Raw genomic sequence first — 15086 nt, 5'->3', positions numbered from 1 at the left:
TACTTACTCGCTGACCTGCCGGCCGGACGGGTGGACCGGGCACGTCGTGCGGGCCGGGCAACGGTCGCAGTCCGCGTTCTCCCGCGCCGTGTAGTCCGGCCCGAGCACGGACTCCGCGGCACCCTGCACGACCTCCAGCCACGCCTGCACGCCCTGCTCGTCCAGCGGCGCCTGGGTGCGTTCGACGGCTCCTGTCTTCTTGTCCTCCTTCGCCACGTAGAGCAGGCGGGCACCGCCTGGCTCGGTTCCGAGTCCGATGTGGGTGAAGCCGCCCAGCGATGACGCGAGCTGGTAGACGGCCAGCTGCGGGTGGTCCTGGGACGCCTCGCGCGACACCGGGCTCTTGCCGGTCTTGAGGTCGATCACCACGGGGCGGCCGTCCTCGTCCTGTTCGAGACGGTCGACCCGGCCCCTGACCTGCAGCCACGGCCCGCCGTCGCGCTTCGGGACGTCGACGACCATCTCCTCCTCGACCGCGACCTGCGTGAGCTGGCTGCGGCTCATGGCCAGCCACGCGAGGAACGTGTCGAGCATCTTCTCCACCCGCAGGCGTTCGCGGCGGGAGAACCACGGGGCGCCGGCGTCCACCGCGGCCCACGCCTCGTCGAGCTTCACCCTGAGCTGCTCCGCGTCCGCACCGGACGACGCCGCCTGCGCCAGTGCGTGGACCAGCGTGCCCGTCACCGAGGCGAGCTCCGCCGGGTCCTGCCCGCCGTGCCGCTCGACGACCCAGCGCAACGGGCACTTCGTGATCACCTCGATGGTCGACGGCGTCACGCTGACCTTCTGCTCCTCGGTCCACAGTGGAGCATCGATGGACACTTCCGCCAGGCCGTACCAGGACTCCGGGTGCGCACCGGGCACACCCGCCTCGGCCAGCCGGGCCAGCTGCTCGGCGGCACGCGAGCGCCGATCAGGGGCCTCGGAGTCCGAGCACACGACGCGGCGCAGCTCGCCGACCAGTTCGCCCAGCACCAGACCGCGCTGCGGCCGGTGCAGCTTCCGTTCGTCCTCAGCGGACGACTCGATCTCGGCGAGGAACCGCGACGGCTGCTCGTCCTCCCCGCGCACGGCACTGATCAGCAGCTTCGACCGCGCACGAGAAGCGGCGACGAGCAGCAGCCGGCGTTCCTCGGCCAGGATCGGTGCCACCGCCGAGACCGAGGGCTCCATCCCGGCCAGCACGTCCACCATGCGTTCGACGCCCAGCACGGTGCCGCGCAGCCGCAGGTCCGGCCAGCTGCCCTCCTGGACGCCGGGCACCGCGACGACCTCCCACTCGCGCCCGGCGGCCGAGTGTGCCGTCAGCACGGACACCGCCTCACCGGTCGGGGCGGAGGCGGCCAGCGTGTCGCCGACGATCCGTTGCGACTCCAGGTAGTCCGCGAACCCGGCGACCCCCGAACCCGGCAACCGGTCGACGTACTTCGCGGCCGCCTCGAACAACGCCACGATCGCGTCGAGGTCGCGGTCCGCCTGCATGCCGAGCAGCCCGCGCCGGGCCGACTGCGCCACCCAGCGCTCCTGCAGACCCGTCGCCGTCCACAGGTCCCACAACACGACCTCGACGGACTTCCCCGCCTCGATCGCCTTGCGCGCCAACGCCAGCAGGTGCCCGATCCGCCGCGCCGGCAACGACTCCGCGTCCTCCAAAGCGGCCAGCCTGTCCCCGCTCTCCACGACCTCGACCAGCAGGTCGCCACTCGGCCTGTCCCCGCCCGCGGCCATCTCCAGGCGCCGCAGACCACGCCGCAACCGCCGCAGCGCCAACGGATCCGCGCCGCCGTACGAGGACGACAGCAGCATCGCCGCCGTGTCCTCGTCCAACGAACCCGGCGAGGCGGCGGCACGGACGAGAGCGAGCAACGGACGCACGGAAGGCTGCTGCGCCAACGGCAGCTCGTCCGACGCAACGGACACCGGCACACCGGCGGCGAGCAGGGCCCGTTGCAGCACCGGCAGGGACAACGTGGCCGACCGCACCACCACGGCCATCTGCGACCACGGCACCTCGTCGGCCAGGTGCGAACGCCGCAGCTGGTCCGCCACCCACGTCGCCTCCTGCGCGGACGACGCGAGCAACCGCACCTGCACGGAGCCCTCGCCGTCGACCGGATCGACCGAGCGGGCGGGAGAAGCACCGGGCAGGCGGGCCGCCAGCCGGGCCACCGCGTCCCGGACCTCGGGCATCATCCGGTGCGACTGCCGCAGCACGACCGTCTCGCCGCCGGCGTCCCGCAGGATCTCCGGATCGGCACCGCGGAACGTGAAGATCGCCTGGTCCGGATCACCGGCCAGCACGAACCGCGCGGCTCCCGATCCGAGCGAGCGGATCAGCGAGTACTGCATCGGATCGAGGTGCTGCGCGTCGTCGACCAGCAGGTACCGCACGCGCCGCCGTTCGGCGAACAGCAGGTCCTCGTCGTTCACGAACGCCGCGTAGGCCGACGACACCAGCTCGGCCGCGTCGTAGGCGGGGGCGTACGCCGTCGCGGAGTCCAGCCCGGACAGCAGGTTCACCGCCTCGTACTGCGCCCCGAACCGCCCGGCCGCCACCCACTCGTCACGCCCGTGCTGCTCGCCGAGCTCGATCAGGTCTTCCGGCCCGAGCCCGCGCTCCGCCGCGCGCAGCAGCAGATCCCGCAGCTCGTGCGCGAACCCCGGCAGCTCCAGCGCCGCCCGCAACCGTTCCGGCCACTTCAACGCGCCCAGCTCCACGTCGCCGGAGAGCAGTTCGCGCACCATCGCGTCCTGGTCCGGGCCGGACAGCAACCGCGGTGGCGGCTCGCCCAGCAGCACCGCCTGGTTGCGCAGCACGGCGAACGCATAGGAGTGCACGGTCCGCACCAACGGTTCGCGGATCGCCGACAGCCGCCCCGTCAGCAACTGCGTGATCTGCGCGCGCAACGCCACCGACGCGCGTCTGTTCGCCGTCAGCACGAGCACGTTCTCGGGATCGGCCCCGTGTTCCAGCACGACGTGCGCGGCCAGTTCGGCGAGCAGCGTCGTCTTGCCGGTGCCGGGGCCGCCGAGCACCCGGACGAAGCCCTCGCGCTCGAAGACCCGCTGGGCAGCGGCGTCCCACCGGGGACGCGGGCGCGTCTCCGGCCTTCGGCGGACCAGCTGGGGTGGAAGTGCCACGGGTCGATTGCACCACGCGGCACCGACAAGATCGTCAAAGGCCGCCCGACCAGGGCCGAAACGGCGCGGAACGATCCCGAGCCGATTTCGTCTACCTTCTTGACAGAGAGAGGTGGTCTAGTCCATTTTTGAAGACGTTGTGAGCCACAAGAACTCCTCCGGTGGCCGGACGTGACCCCGACCCCGTCCGGTCACCGGAGCTCCAACTGCTCCAGGAACTCGCCCGGCTCCCGCGCCACCCCGAAGTGGTCGCCGGTCGCGAAGTCGGCTCCGGCGGCACGCCACCACTCGGCCTGCTCGGCGCTGCCGATCCCCTCCACGGCGACCGTCACACCCCGCTCCCGCAACAACGGCAGCAGCGCCGCCACATACGGGGACCGGCTCACCACCAGGCCGGGCGCCACCCGCACCGCCTGCACCGGCAACTCGGACGCGAGCAGCCCGAAGTCGAGCGGCGCCATCCCGAAGTCGTCGATCGCCGTCAGCACGCCCATGCGGGACAGCACCACGAGGTTGTCCGCCGCGTCGGCCACGGACAGCACGCCGCCCGGCATGCTGATCATCAGCTTCCCGGCGGGCACCCCGATCTGGTCGAGCACCTCCACGACCCGCGAGACCAGGTCCGCGTCGGACGACTGGTGCGCGGTGAGCCGCACGGCCAGCGTCCTGTCCAGCTGCCCGCGCTGCCGCCACCACGCCGACTGACCGCCAGCGACCTTCAGCAGCCATCCGCCGAGCGGCAGGATCAAGCCGGTCTGCTCGGCCAGGTCCGCGCACCGGGCGTGGCCCAGCACGCCGGATTCCGGGCTGTCCCAGTGCAACTCCGCCTCGACACCGCTGACCGCGCCGTCCGCGAGCCGCACGACCGGCCGGTACCGCACGGTGATCTCGCCGTTCTCCCACGCGGCCGGCATCTGCACGGCCAGCGCGTCGTTCGAGAGTTCCTCGGCGTCCTGGCCGGCGTGGAACAGGTCCCACTGGCCGCGCCTGCCCTTCTTGGCACGGCGCAAGGACCGTTCCGCCGAGCGCAGCACGTCGAGCGGTTCCTCGTCGGTGCCCGGCCGGTGCACGACGCCCGCGCTCATCGACGCCGACAGCCCATGACCGTCCACAAAGGTCGGTTCGTGCATGAGGTCGTCGTTGATGCTCTTCATGATCGCGTCGATACCGGGCGTCGTGGCCGTGTTCTCCAGCAGGACGCCGAACTCGTCGCCGCCGAACCGGGCGATCATGACCTTCTCGCCCGCCAGCAACGTCTTCAGCCGGCCGCTCACGTGCTGCAGGTACCGCTCGACGACCCGGCCGCCGAAGCTGTCGCGCAGCATGCCGAACGCGTCGAGGTCGAGGTGCAGGACGGTGATGCCGTGCTCGGGATCGGCCTTGCGCAGCGCGATCTCCAGCTGGGTGGTGAAGAACTGGCGGTTCGGCAGCCCGGTCAGCACGTCGTGCAGCGACTGCCGCTTGAGCTCGCTCTGCAGCAGCGCCAGTTCGGTGCCGTCCTCGACCACGACGACGAAGTGCATCGGCTGGTCGTCGGCACCGCGCAGCAGTGACGCGGTCAGCGTCACCGGCGCGGACTCGCCGTCCTCGCGCAGCAGCCGTTGCGACTGCCGGAAACGCTCGATGGTGCCGGCGGCGAGGTCGGTCATCGCCTCGCGCAGCATCTCGGTGAAGTCGGGTTCGATCAGGTCGAGCAGCGGCATGCCGGTGAGCTCGTCGGAGGTGCGCCCGAGGATCTGGCCGGTGGCCGCGTTCACCTGGAGCAGCCGGCCCTCCAGGTCGACGATCAGCACGCCGTTCGTGGACGACGTGACGACCTCGTTGAAGCGGGCCTGGCTCTCCTTGAGGTTCCAGTTCGCGTCGCGGACCGCCTTGAGCAACGACCGCTGCATGCTCTCCTGCTGCGCGAGCACGGACTCCGAGTTCGCCGCGGTGAAGCCGGCGCCGAGCGCGCCCATCGCGAGCGCGATCCGTTCCGCGTACCGCTCGACCGGCTGGAACTCCGGCAGCGCGAGCAGGCCCTTGCCGAGGACCTCGGTGGTGCACCGCAGCCCGAGTCGGCCCAGGTGGCCCAGCGCCGCCAGGTCGGCGCCCGCCGCCTCGACCGGGATGGTCGTGAACGGCTCTTCGTGCAGCATCGAACACAACGCGTCCAGCCGGACGCTCAGTTCCTCGTCGAGATCTTCCCCGCTCAGGGGAATCGCGACTGCTCCGAGCAGGCGATACGACCATTTGCGGGCGAGCGTCGTCCGCGCCCTCGCATTGTCCTGAGGCGAGGGCGTCACGTCCGGTATTCGACTCGGCTTCGACATTCGGTGGGCCGCCTCGCATGGCTCTGAGGTCCGGCAGTTTACCCACGCAGAGTCGGTCCCGCCTCAACCGGTCGCGTGAATCGACCTCACACCATCGATAATAGCTATGGCTTCCGGCCGACGCCGGCGAACGCGATCCTGTTCACGGCTGGATCATCCGAGATGTCACCGGGACCGGAGGGTCGCCATTCGGCGAATTTGACGAGTCCGGGCTCGACCAGTTCGAAATCCCCGAAGAACGACTCGACCTCGGCGCGGTCGCGATAGGCGACGTCACCACCGCCCGCCTTGGCCATCCTGTCGGTGACCGACCGGGCGTCGTCGTTGACGTGGTCGCCGGCCATGTGCGAGATCGCGAGGTAGCTCCCGCTGGGCAGCGCCTCGCGGTAGCGCTTGAGCAGGCTCTGCGGGTCCGCCTCGTCCGGCACCCAATGGACCATGAACAGCATCAGCAGGCCGATCGGCTGGTCGAAGTCGAGCAGCCGGTTCACCTCGCCGCTGTTGAGGATGCTGTCCGGGTCGCGCATGTCGGCCTGCAGCACTCCGACGCGCTCGTTGCCCGCGATGATCAGCTCACCGTGCGCGACCGCGACGGGATCGCGGTCCACGTACATGACACGGCACGACGGGTGCGCCTCCTGCGCGACCTCGTGCACGTTGGCCACGGTCGGGATGCCCGAGCCGATGTCCAGGAACTGGCGCACGCCCTGCTCGGTCATGAAGCGCACCGCGCGGCGCAGGAAGGCCCGGTTGAGCCTGGCCGCGCTGCGGGAGTTCGGCATCATCTGCTCGGCCTTGTCGCCCATCAGGCGGTCGACCGCGAAGTTGTGCGCGCCCCCCAGCAGGTAGTCGTAGACGCGCGCCGCGCTCGGCACGGAGACGTCGACGCTCTGCGGAACCCAGTTCTGCACGTCGGACACGACTACCCACCCTCTTCAGGTTGCGGATGCACTAGCTTAGTCAAGCGCAAAGCGCGAGCGACTACGCCGCAAGTGTGAACGCACTCCACCCGATCGGGCACTGTCACCCTCGACCCAACGACTCATAGGGTGGCTCGATCTCTTTCCCCCTCGCGAGGAGCGATGATGTCCGTCCCGGTGGCACCCGGCAGGCTGCCATTTCTCGGGCATTCGCTGCCTATGCTCAGAAAAAGATTCGAGTTCACCGGGAATTTACGGGATCAAGGTGATCTCGTCGAAGTACACCTCGGGCCGATGCGCACCTATTTCGTCGCCAGCCCGCGGTTGACCCATCAGGTGCTGGTCACCGACGCGCCGAAGTTCCACAAAGGCCGGATGTACGACAAGTTCCGGCCGTTCGTCGGCAACGGGCTCGCCGTGTCGAACGGCGCCTTCCACCTGCGCCAGCGCCGCATGATGCAGCCGGCGTTCCACCGCGACCGGATCGCCGGTTACGCGAACACCATGCTCCGCGCGACGCTCGACCTGCTGGACGGCTGGCGTCCTGGCGACGTCAGGCAGCTCGAGGCCGACATGCAGGGCCTGGCCGTCACGATCGTCGGTGAGGCCCTCTTCTCCACCGAGATCGGCAAGAAGGCGATCGCCGAGGCCCGCCGGTCCGTGTTCGTGATCATCCGCAACGGCATCATGCGCGCCCTCTCGCCGGGGTTCGTCGAGAAACTGCCCATCCCGGCCAACCGCGAGTTCGACGAGGCCATCGCCCGGATGCGCGCGATCGTGCACGAGGTCATCGAGAGCCGTCGCGGCGACGACACCGACCACGGCGACCTGCTGTCGACGTTGCTGATGGCACGGGATGCCGAGACCGGCGAACCGATGACCGACGAGCAGGTCTTCGACGAGGTCATCACGCTGCTGACGGCGGGAATCGAGACCACCGCGCTGGCACTGGCCTGGATCTTCCACGAGATCGCCGCCGACCCCGAGGTGGAACGGCGGGTCGTGGCGGAGGTCGACGAGGTGCTGGCCGGGCGTCCGGTGACGATCGACGACGTGCCGAAGCTGACGTACGTCGGCCAGGTGGCGACCGAGGTCCTGCGGAAGTACCCGCTCTGGCTCGTCATGCGCCGCACGGCCGTGGAGGTCGAGCTCGGCGGCGCCGTCCTGCCTCCGGGCACCGAGGTGATCCTCAGCCCGCACACGATGCACTACGACCCCGCGAACTTCCCGGACCCGGAGCGCTTCGACCCGGACCGCTGGACGCCCGAACGTGCCGGGCAACTGCCGAAGGGCGCGTTCGTGCCGTTCGGCGGCGGCATCCACCAGTGCATCGGAAACCACTTCGCGCTGACCGAGATCGCCATCGTGGTGGCGACGGTCTGCGCGCGCTACCGGCTGGTCCCCGACCGGCCCGTGCGCACCAAGTTCACGAACGCGGCCTACCCCAGCGACCTGATGATGAAGGTCGTCCCCCGCTAGCTGGAGGTTGTTCCCCCATGCGTTTCCGTCGGCTCTGTGCCGCCGTGCTGCTCGCTGCCCTGCTACCGGTTCCCGCGCCGGCCAGTGCTGCCGCGACGACCTGCGAGGACGTGTACACGCCCGTTCAGTTCGGGCTCATCAGGCAGACGATGTACGGCAGGTTGTGCGTTCCGCAGGGAGCCAAGACCGTCCAGGTGCTCATCCCCGGTGGCACCTACACCAGCGGCTACTGGGACATCCCGGTGGACGGCGAGACCCGTTCGGTCACGCGCGCGATGAACAAGGCGGGCATCGCCACCATGGCCGTCGACCGGATCGGTTCCGGCCGGAGCACGAAGCCGCTGAGCATCCTCGTCGACGTGCCCAACCAGGCCGAGGCGGTGCACCAGGTCATCGGGAACCTGCGCCCCCGGTTCGCCAAGGTGCTCGTCGGCGGGCACTCGATCGGCTCGGCCATCGCGATGGCCGAGGCGGGCAGGTACCGCGACGTCGACGGCGTCCTGGTCACCGGCATGACGCACCAGTGGGACTACGTCAGGGCCGTGCCCGCGCTGACGAACCTGATCCCCGCGCTGATCGACCCGAAGCTGAGCCTGCGCGGCCTCGACGTCGGCTACCTGACGACGGCACCGGGCTCGCGCTACACCATGTTCCACGCGCCTGGCCCGAGCATCGCCGCCGTGAACACCCTCGACGAGGCCACGAAGGATGTCGTCTCGGCGGGCGAGTTCGTCACCACGGCCCTGATGTCGAACCTCGTGCTACCGGTGAGCGCCCTGATCAACGTGCCGGTGATGACCGTCCAGACCTCGGCCGACTACTTCTGCGGCACCCCGCCGCTCGGCGCCGACTGCTCCTCGGCCCAGGCGCTGGTCAGGTCCGAGAAGCCGTTCTACCCCAAGGCACCGCGGCTCGACGGCTTCGTCGTCAACGGGTACGGGCACGTCTTCAACTTCGACACGAAGACCGCCGGCGGCTACCACGCGGCTGTCATCGCGTGGCAGCGCGGCCTTGGCTGAACTTCCGCAGGAACTCGCCCGCGTCACGCGGGGAGCCGTAGTGGGCGCCGATCGCGAGGTCGGCGCCCGCTTCCTGCCACCACTTCTCCTGCTCGGCGGTCTCGATCCCGTCGACGCAGATGTTCACTCCCAGGTCGTGCACGGCCGGGATCAACGCGGCGGAGCGGGGATCCTGCCTGTGCACCAGGTCCTTCGGCACCAGCACGGACACCACCGGCAGCGCCGAGAGCCAGGCCAGATCGCGCGGCCCGAGCCCGAAGTCGTCGAGGGCGATCCGGACGCCCATGTCCGCCAGCGTGCCCAGGTTGTCCGCCGCGTCGGCCACGCCCAGCACGCCGACCGGCATGGTCAACGTCAGCCTGGCGGCCGGCATTCCGGTCTCCTCCAGGACTTTCGACACCCGTGACACCAGGTCCGCGTCGGTCGACTGGTGGTGCGTGAGCCGCACGCCGAACTGCTGGTCGAGCTCGCCGCGCTGGCGCCACCACTGCGCCTGGCCGGTGGCAATCCTGATCAGCCACTCGCCCATCGGCAGGATCAGCCCGCTCTGGTCGGCGAGTGCGGCGCAGCGGTCGGAGAGGTCCCAGTGCAGCAGGGCCTCGACGCCCGCCAGGTCGCCGGTCGCCAGCTCGCGGACGGGCCGGTAGACGACGCCGATGTCGCCCTGCTCCCACGCTCCCGGCATCACCACGGCCAGTGCCGCGTCGCGCCGTCCGGCGGCGTCCTCGTTGGTGTGGAACAACTCCCACTGACCGCGGCGGTCGCGTTTGGCCTGCCGCAGCGCCAGGTCGGCCGTGCGCAGCAGCTCGACCGGGTCGACGCCGGGCGACGGCCTGTGCACCACGCCCGCGCTCACCGACACGGCGAGACCGTGACCGTCCACATAGGTCGGTTCGCCCAGGTCGGCGTTGATGGTCGCCATGGTGGTCGCGACGTCCGGCGTGAGCGACGTGTTCTCCACGACGATGCCGAACTCGTCGCCGTCGAACCGCGCGACCATGGCCTTCTCGTGCGACATCAGGGCCCGCAGCCTGCGTGCGACGTGCTGGAGCAGGTGTTCGCCGACCCGTGCGCCGAGGCTGTTGCACACCAGGCCGAACGCGTCGAGGTCGAGGTGGAAGATCGTCACGCCGAACTCGGGATCCGCCCTGCGCAGCACGGTTTCGAGGTGCGTGGTGAAGAACTGCCTGTTCGGCAGCCCGGTCAGCACGTCGTGCAGCGACTGCCGGCGCAGTTCTCCCTGCAACAACGCAAGTTCTGTGTCGTCGTCCGCCATCACGAGGACATGACTGGGCTTGCCATCGTCGTCGCGCAGCAGTGACGCCGTGAGCGTCACCTTGGCGAAATCGCCGTCACCGCACACGAGCTGCATCGGTTCGCGCTCGAACTCACCGCGCTCGGACAGAACCCGTTCCATCATCTCGCGGAACACCACGATCGAGTTCGGCGCGATGAGTTCGGCGAGACGGGTGCCCGGCTCCGGCGCACGTCCGATGATCACGCCGATCGACTCGTTGCCCCAGGCGAGGCGGCCGTCGAGGCCGACGATCAGGATGCCGTTGGTCGACGAGGACGCGATGCCCTCGAACTTCGCCTCGCTCTGGCGCTGATCCCGTTGCGCGTCATGGGCGGCCTTGAGCAGCGAGCGCTGCATGCTCTCCTGCTGGTCCAGGATCGCGCGTGCCCGTGCCGCGGTGAAGCCGCACGTCAGCGCGCCGATCCCGCCGACGACGCGCACGGTGTGCCGGTCGCTCGAACGGAACTCCTCCAGCGTCAGCAAGCCCTTGCCGAGCACGTCGACGGTGCGCTTCAGCCCGGGCTCGTTGACGTAGCCGAGAGCGACGAGCCGTTCGCCCACCTCCTCGAACGGGGCAGGGTCGAACGGTTCGCTGTGCAGTGCCGCGCACAATGCGTCGAGCTGGGCGCCCAGTTCGGCGTCCAGCTCATCTCGGCTCAGCGCGACTACGACGACGCTGCTGAGCAGGTAGCTCCACTTGCGCGACAAGGCTTCTCGCGCACGGACGGCGGCAGCGCCCTCGGGTGGAACGGCATCGGGTCTTCGGCTCGGTTTCGTCATTCCCGTTGCCCTGTATAGGTTGGAGAGTGTTCGGGAGTTTACCTACAGGCAGTCGACGCCCGCTGCGCCAACCGTGTGATCCTCCGACACTACAGCGTGGTTTCAGTCCTTACGACCGACCCCAGCGTACAAGAACATGTTCATGGACGCCTCGTCAGCGACGTCCCCCGGTCCGTCCGGGCGCCACTCCCCGCACCCGACGAGGCCGGGCTCCACCAGCGAAAACCCGTCGAACAAGGCGCTGACCTGCGAGTGGTCGCGCATGTGCATCTGGTCGGCGCTCCTGCTGCGGTTCACGACCGCTGCCGCCTGGTCGACGGTGTCGTCGATCTGGTCCTTGGCCACGTGCGTCATCACCATGAAGCTGCCGGCGGGCAGCGCGTCGCGGTAGTGGGCGACGAGCTTGTCCGGGCCGTCCTCGTCGGGCACCCAGTGCATCATGAGCAGCATCAACAGCCCGACCGGTTCGTCGAGGCGCAACAGCCTCGTCACCTCGGGACTCGACAGCACCGTCTCCGGGTCGCGCATGTCGGCCTGCACGATCGCGGCGTTTTTGTTGTCGGACAACATCAGTTGACTGTGCGCGACGGCGACCGGGTCCTTGTCGACGTAGACGACGCGCGCGGCCGGGTCGCGTTCCTGGGCGACCTCGTGCACGTTCGCGACGGTCGGGATGCCGGAACCGATGTCGAGGAACTGGCGAATCCCCTGGTCCATCAGGAAGTTCACCGCACGGCCGAGGAACCGGCGGTTGAGTCTGGCGACGCTGGGCAGGCCCGGCACCAGCTTCTCGATCTGCGATCCGACCTGGCGGTCGGCGGCGAAGTTGTGAGCACCGCCGAGGATGTAGTCGTAGACGCGGGCCATGCTCGGCACGTTCGTGTCGATGCCGAGCGGAACCCAGTTCTGGGTCTCTGCCACGGGGAACACCCTCTTCGGTTTCGTGGCGGTTCGGGGAAGACGCACGAGCTTAGTCACCCGGGCACCGGTCGCACTGCACCATCAGAGTGACGCCGAACCACCCGTTCAGGCACTGTCGTCTTCCCCCAAACGGCTCCTAGGGTGGTCCATTCCCATTCGGCCGAACTCCTCAGGAGCCCGAATGCCCGTCCCGGTGGCTCCCCACCGCTGGCCGTTGCTGGGGCACACCCCGTCAATGCTCAGGCAACGCGCCAAGTTCACCGACGCGCTGCACGAACACGGCGACGTCGTGCGTCTCGACCTCGGCCCGCTGCACGCGCACTTCGTCACGAGTCCTTCGCTGACCCACGAAGTGCTTGTGTCGCAGGGATCGAAGTTCCGCAAGGGCGCCATGTTCGACAAGTTCCAGCCGTACCTGGGCACGGGGCTGCTGCTGTCGAACGGCGAGTACCACCTGCGCCAGCGCCGGATGATGCAACCGGCTTTCCATCGGGAACGGATCGAAGCCTATGCCTCGACGATGGCTCGTGCGGCTGCTGCGCTGGCTGCGCGGTGGCGCCCCGGCGAGGTCCGTGTCATCGAGGACGACATGCAGGAGCTCGCGGTCACCATCGTCGGCGAGACGCTCTTCTCGACGGAGATCGGCAAACGCGCGGTCGAGGAGGTCCGCCGGTCCATCTTCACGGTCATCCAGCAGGGCATGATCCGCGCGCTGTCCCCGTCGTTCGTGGAGAAGCTCCCGCTGCCGGGCAACCGGGAGTTCGACGCGGCCATCGCACGCATGAAAGCCGTTGTGCTGCAGGTGATCGAGAGCTGGCGCGCGGACGGCACCGACAACGGCGACGTCCTGTCGATGCTGCTGCTAGCGCAGGAGGACGGCGTCGGCATGACGAACCAGCAGACCTACGACGAGGTCCTGACCCTGCTCACCGCGGGCATCGAGACCACAGCGATCGCGCTGGCCTGGGCGCTCTACGAGGCAGGCAACGACCCGGAGATCGAACGCCGGCTGCACGCCGAGGTCGACTCGGTCGTGGGCGACCGCCCGGTGACGTTCGCCGACGTGGCGTCGCTGACCTACACGGCCCAGATCGTGCAGGAAACGCTGCGGAAGTACCCGATCTGGTTCGTGATGCGCCGGACGCTCACCGAGGTCCAGCTGGGCGACGTCGCACTGCCCGCCGGCGCCGAGGTGATCGTCAGCCCCCACGCACTGCACCACGACGAGCGCTACTTCCCGTCACCGGAACGTTTCTGGCCCGGCCGCTGGACGCCCGAGTTCACCGCCGGCCTGCCGCGCGGCGCGTTCATCCCGTTCGGCGGCGGCAACCGCCAGTGCCTCGGCAACACCTTCGCCCAGACCGAGATCGTCGTCACGCTCGCGACCATCGCGGCGAAGTGGCGCCTCGTCCCCACCCGTCCGGCGCGCGTGAGATTCACGTCCGCGCCGTACCCGAACGGCCTGCTCATGAAGGCCGTCCCCCGCAACTAGTTGGAGGTAGTTCCCCCATGCGTTTCCGCCGGCTGTGCGCCATCGCGCTGCTCGCCACCGGAACCCTGTTAGCCCCGCCGCCGGCCTCCGCCGCCACGTCCTGCCAGGACGTCGCCTACCCGGTGCGCATCGGCCTGACCCCGCTGGTCACCACACAGGAGACCATGGCAGGCAGGCTGTGCGTCCCCACGGGCGCGAAGACGGTGCAGGTCCTGATCCCGGGCGGCACCTACGACCGGACGTACTGGGACGTCGGCTTCGAACCGTCGACCCACTCGTTCACCCAGGCCCAGAACAAGGCGGGCTTCGCCACCCTCGCACTGGACCGCCTGGGCACCGGCAGGAGCTCCAAGCCGCTGAGCGTCCTGATCACGGCCTCGACCCAGGCCAGCGCGGTCCACCAGGTCATCACGACCCTGAAACCCCGCTTCACCAAGGTGATCGTCGCGGGCCACTCCATCGGCTCCGCGATGGCGATGATCGAGGCAGGCACCCACCGAGACGTTGACGGCGTCCTGGTCACCGGCTTCACGCACAAGATGAACTACGTGACCGTCGTCCCCGTCCTCGCCAACATGATCCCGGCGAGCCTGGACCTCGGCTACCTCACCACGATGCCGGACACCCGCTACAACTCGTTCCACAAACCGGGCCCACTGATCCCAGGCGCGATCTCGTTCGACGAGGCCACCAAGGACGTCTTCGCCGTGACCGAGGCCGTGGACACCATCCTCCTCAACACGGTCGTCATCCCGATCTCACGCAGGATCAACGTCCCGGTCCTCATCGTCGTCGGCAACGACACCCACTTCTGCAGCTCCGGCATCCCGCTGATGGGCAGCGACTGCTCCTCCCCCGCCGCCCTCAAGGCAGACGAGGCCCCGTTCTACCCAGCGGCCCCACGCCTCGACACCTACGTCCTCAACGGCTACGGCCACTCCATCAACTACGCCCCGAACGCCCCCGACTACCACGCCGCCGTGGCCCAGTGGTCCAAGGGCATCTAGCTAGACTCGACGCATGGACGAAGAGATCCACGAGCGAGTCCGCGACTTCATCAAGGCCATCCCACGCGGACGAGTCGCCACCTACGGCGACATCGCAGATCTCGCCAAGGCCCCGTCGCCCCGGCTGGTCGGCCGCATCCTCAACGAGGACGGCAACGACCTGCCGTGGCAGCGGGTCCTCAAGGCCGACGGCACCTGCGCGCCGCACCTCCGCGACACCCAACTCCAGATGCTGCACGAGGAGGGCGTGCCGAACCTCGACGGCAAGGTGAACCTGCGGGAGTACCGCTGGGAGGACGCCCGCAAGGAGGCCGACGAGGTACCGGGCCTCTGGTAACGGCCACCAACCGCGACCGCCACCCGGCACGCGCCAGCTGACCGCCCGCAAGGACGCGCCCGCCCTCGCAAGGCAACCGCCCGCACGCAACGCGCCCACCCCCGCAAGGCAACCGCCCGCACGCCAGGCGACCCCTCCGCTGGAACCGGCGCCAGCCACCGCAACCCGACCCGCGCGGTGCCACCAGACACCCGCGAACGCAAGGCAACCACGTACGAGTCCTGGCGTGGCGATGCGAAGCGAGCCGTGTGTACCTCGCGGGCTGGGTGGCGGTGCACCCCGCTCATGGCGATTGGGGCTTTACCTTGAGTGGGCGGGATGCTCCCCTCACGGGCACGGCCGGGCGCTTTTCAGCCCGGCCTTTTCCGGCCGTCTAAGCAT

Annotated in this window: 10 protein-coding genes; 5 read left to right on the top strand and 5 right to left on the bottom strand. The window is 69.3% G+C overall.

What is annotated here, in order from left to right; translation table 11 throughout:
* Nucleotides 1-3: 3 nt before the first annotated feature.
* The 3 genes from BLR21_RS29790 to BLR21_RS29780 form a co-directional block, all read right to left on the bottom strand.
* Entirely contained in the window at nt 4-3141 is a 3138-nt protein-coding gene (locus BLR21_RS29790; RefSeq protein WP_090011133.1) for an ATP-dependent helicase, read from the bottom strand.
* A gap of 191 nt (nt 3142-3332) precedes the next feature.
* On the bottom strand, nt 3333-5426 hold the full coding sequence (locus tag BLR21_RS29785) for a putative bifunctional diguanylate cyclase/phosphodiesterase (protein WP_256335018.1): 2094 nt from the start codon (nt 5424-5426) through the stop codon (nt 3333-3335).
* Between the two features lie 131 nt (nt 5427-5557).
* Nucleotides 5558-6373, bottom strand: coding sequence for an SAM-dependent methyltransferase (locus tag BLR21_RS29780; protein WP_030480943.1), 816 nt, complete (start codon nt 6371-6373; stop codon nt 5558-5560).
* Nucleotides 6374-6538: 165 nt separating this feature from the next.
* Between BLR21_RS29780 and BLR21_RS29775 the strand changes: the two genes are divergently transcribed.
* Both BLR21_RS29775 and BLR21_RS29770 read left to right on the top strand, forming a co-directional pair.
* Nucleotides 6539-7852, top strand: coding sequence for a cytochrome P450 (locus tag BLR21_RS29775; RefSeq protein WP_090011274.1), 1314 nt, complete (start codon nt 6539-6541; stop codon nt 7850-7852).
* Nucleotides 7853-7869: 17 nt separating this feature from the next.
* The gene (locus BLR21_RS29770) at nt 7870-8871 is read left to right on the top strand and encodes an alpha/beta hydrolase (RefSeq protein WP_090011129.1); all 1002 of its coding nucleotides are present in this window, start codon (nt 7870-7872) and stop codon (nt 8869-8871) included.
* On the opposite strand, the gene BLR21_RS29765 is transcribed toward BLR21_RS29770, so the two are convergent.
* The gene (locus tag BLR21_RS29765) at nt 8843-10876 is read right to left on the bottom strand and encodes a putative bifunctional diguanylate cyclase/phosphodiesterase (protein WP_256335017.1); all 2034 of its coding nucleotides are present in this window, start codon (nt 10874-10876) and stop codon (nt 8843-8845) included. The genes BLR21_RS29770 and BLR21_RS29765 overlap by 29 nt on opposite strands.
* Nucleotides 10877-11050: 174 nt before the next feature.
* Entirely contained in the window at nt 11051-11869 is an 819-nt protein-coding gene (locus tag BLR21_RS29760) for an SAM-dependent methyltransferase (protein WP_090011125.1), read from the bottom strand.
* Between the two features lie 181 nt (nt 11870-12050).
* On the opposite strand from BLR21_RS29760, the gene BLR21_RS29755 reads away from it, so the two are divergent.
* Genes BLR21_RS29755 through BLR21_RS29745 form a run of 3 tightly spaced genes read left to right on the top strand, consistent with a single transcriptional unit; the run spans nt 12051 to nt 14705 of the window.
* Nucleotides 12051-13361: a cytochrome P450 gene (locus BLR21_RS29755; RefSeq protein ID WP_090011123.1), complete on the top strand. Its 1311-nt coding sequence runs from the start codon at nt 12051-12053 to the stop codon at nt 13359-13361.
* A 17-nt stretch (nt 13362-13378) separates the two neighbouring features.
* The gene (locus BLR21_RS29750; protein ID WP_090011121.1) at nt 13379-14368 is read left to right on the top strand and encodes an alpha/beta hydrolase; all 990 of its coding nucleotides are present in this window, start codon (nt 13379-13381) and stop codon (nt 14366-14368) included.
* Nucleotides 14369-14381: 13 nt separating this feature from the next.
* On the top strand, nt 14382-14705 hold the full coding sequence (locus BLR21_RS29745) for an MGMT family protein (protein ID WP_090011119.1): 324 nt from the start codon (nt 14382-14384) through the stop codon (nt 14703-14705).
* Nucleotides 14706-15086: the final 381 nt, after the last annotated feature.

The sequence above is a fragment of the Lentzea albidocapillata subsp. violacea genome (assembly GCF_900100275.1).
GTDB classification, from domain to species: Bacteria; Actinomycetota; Actinomycetes; order Mycobacteriales; family Pseudonocardiaceae; genus Lentzea; species Lentzea violacea.
This window is presented reverse-complemented; position numbering and strand designations above follow the sequence as displayed.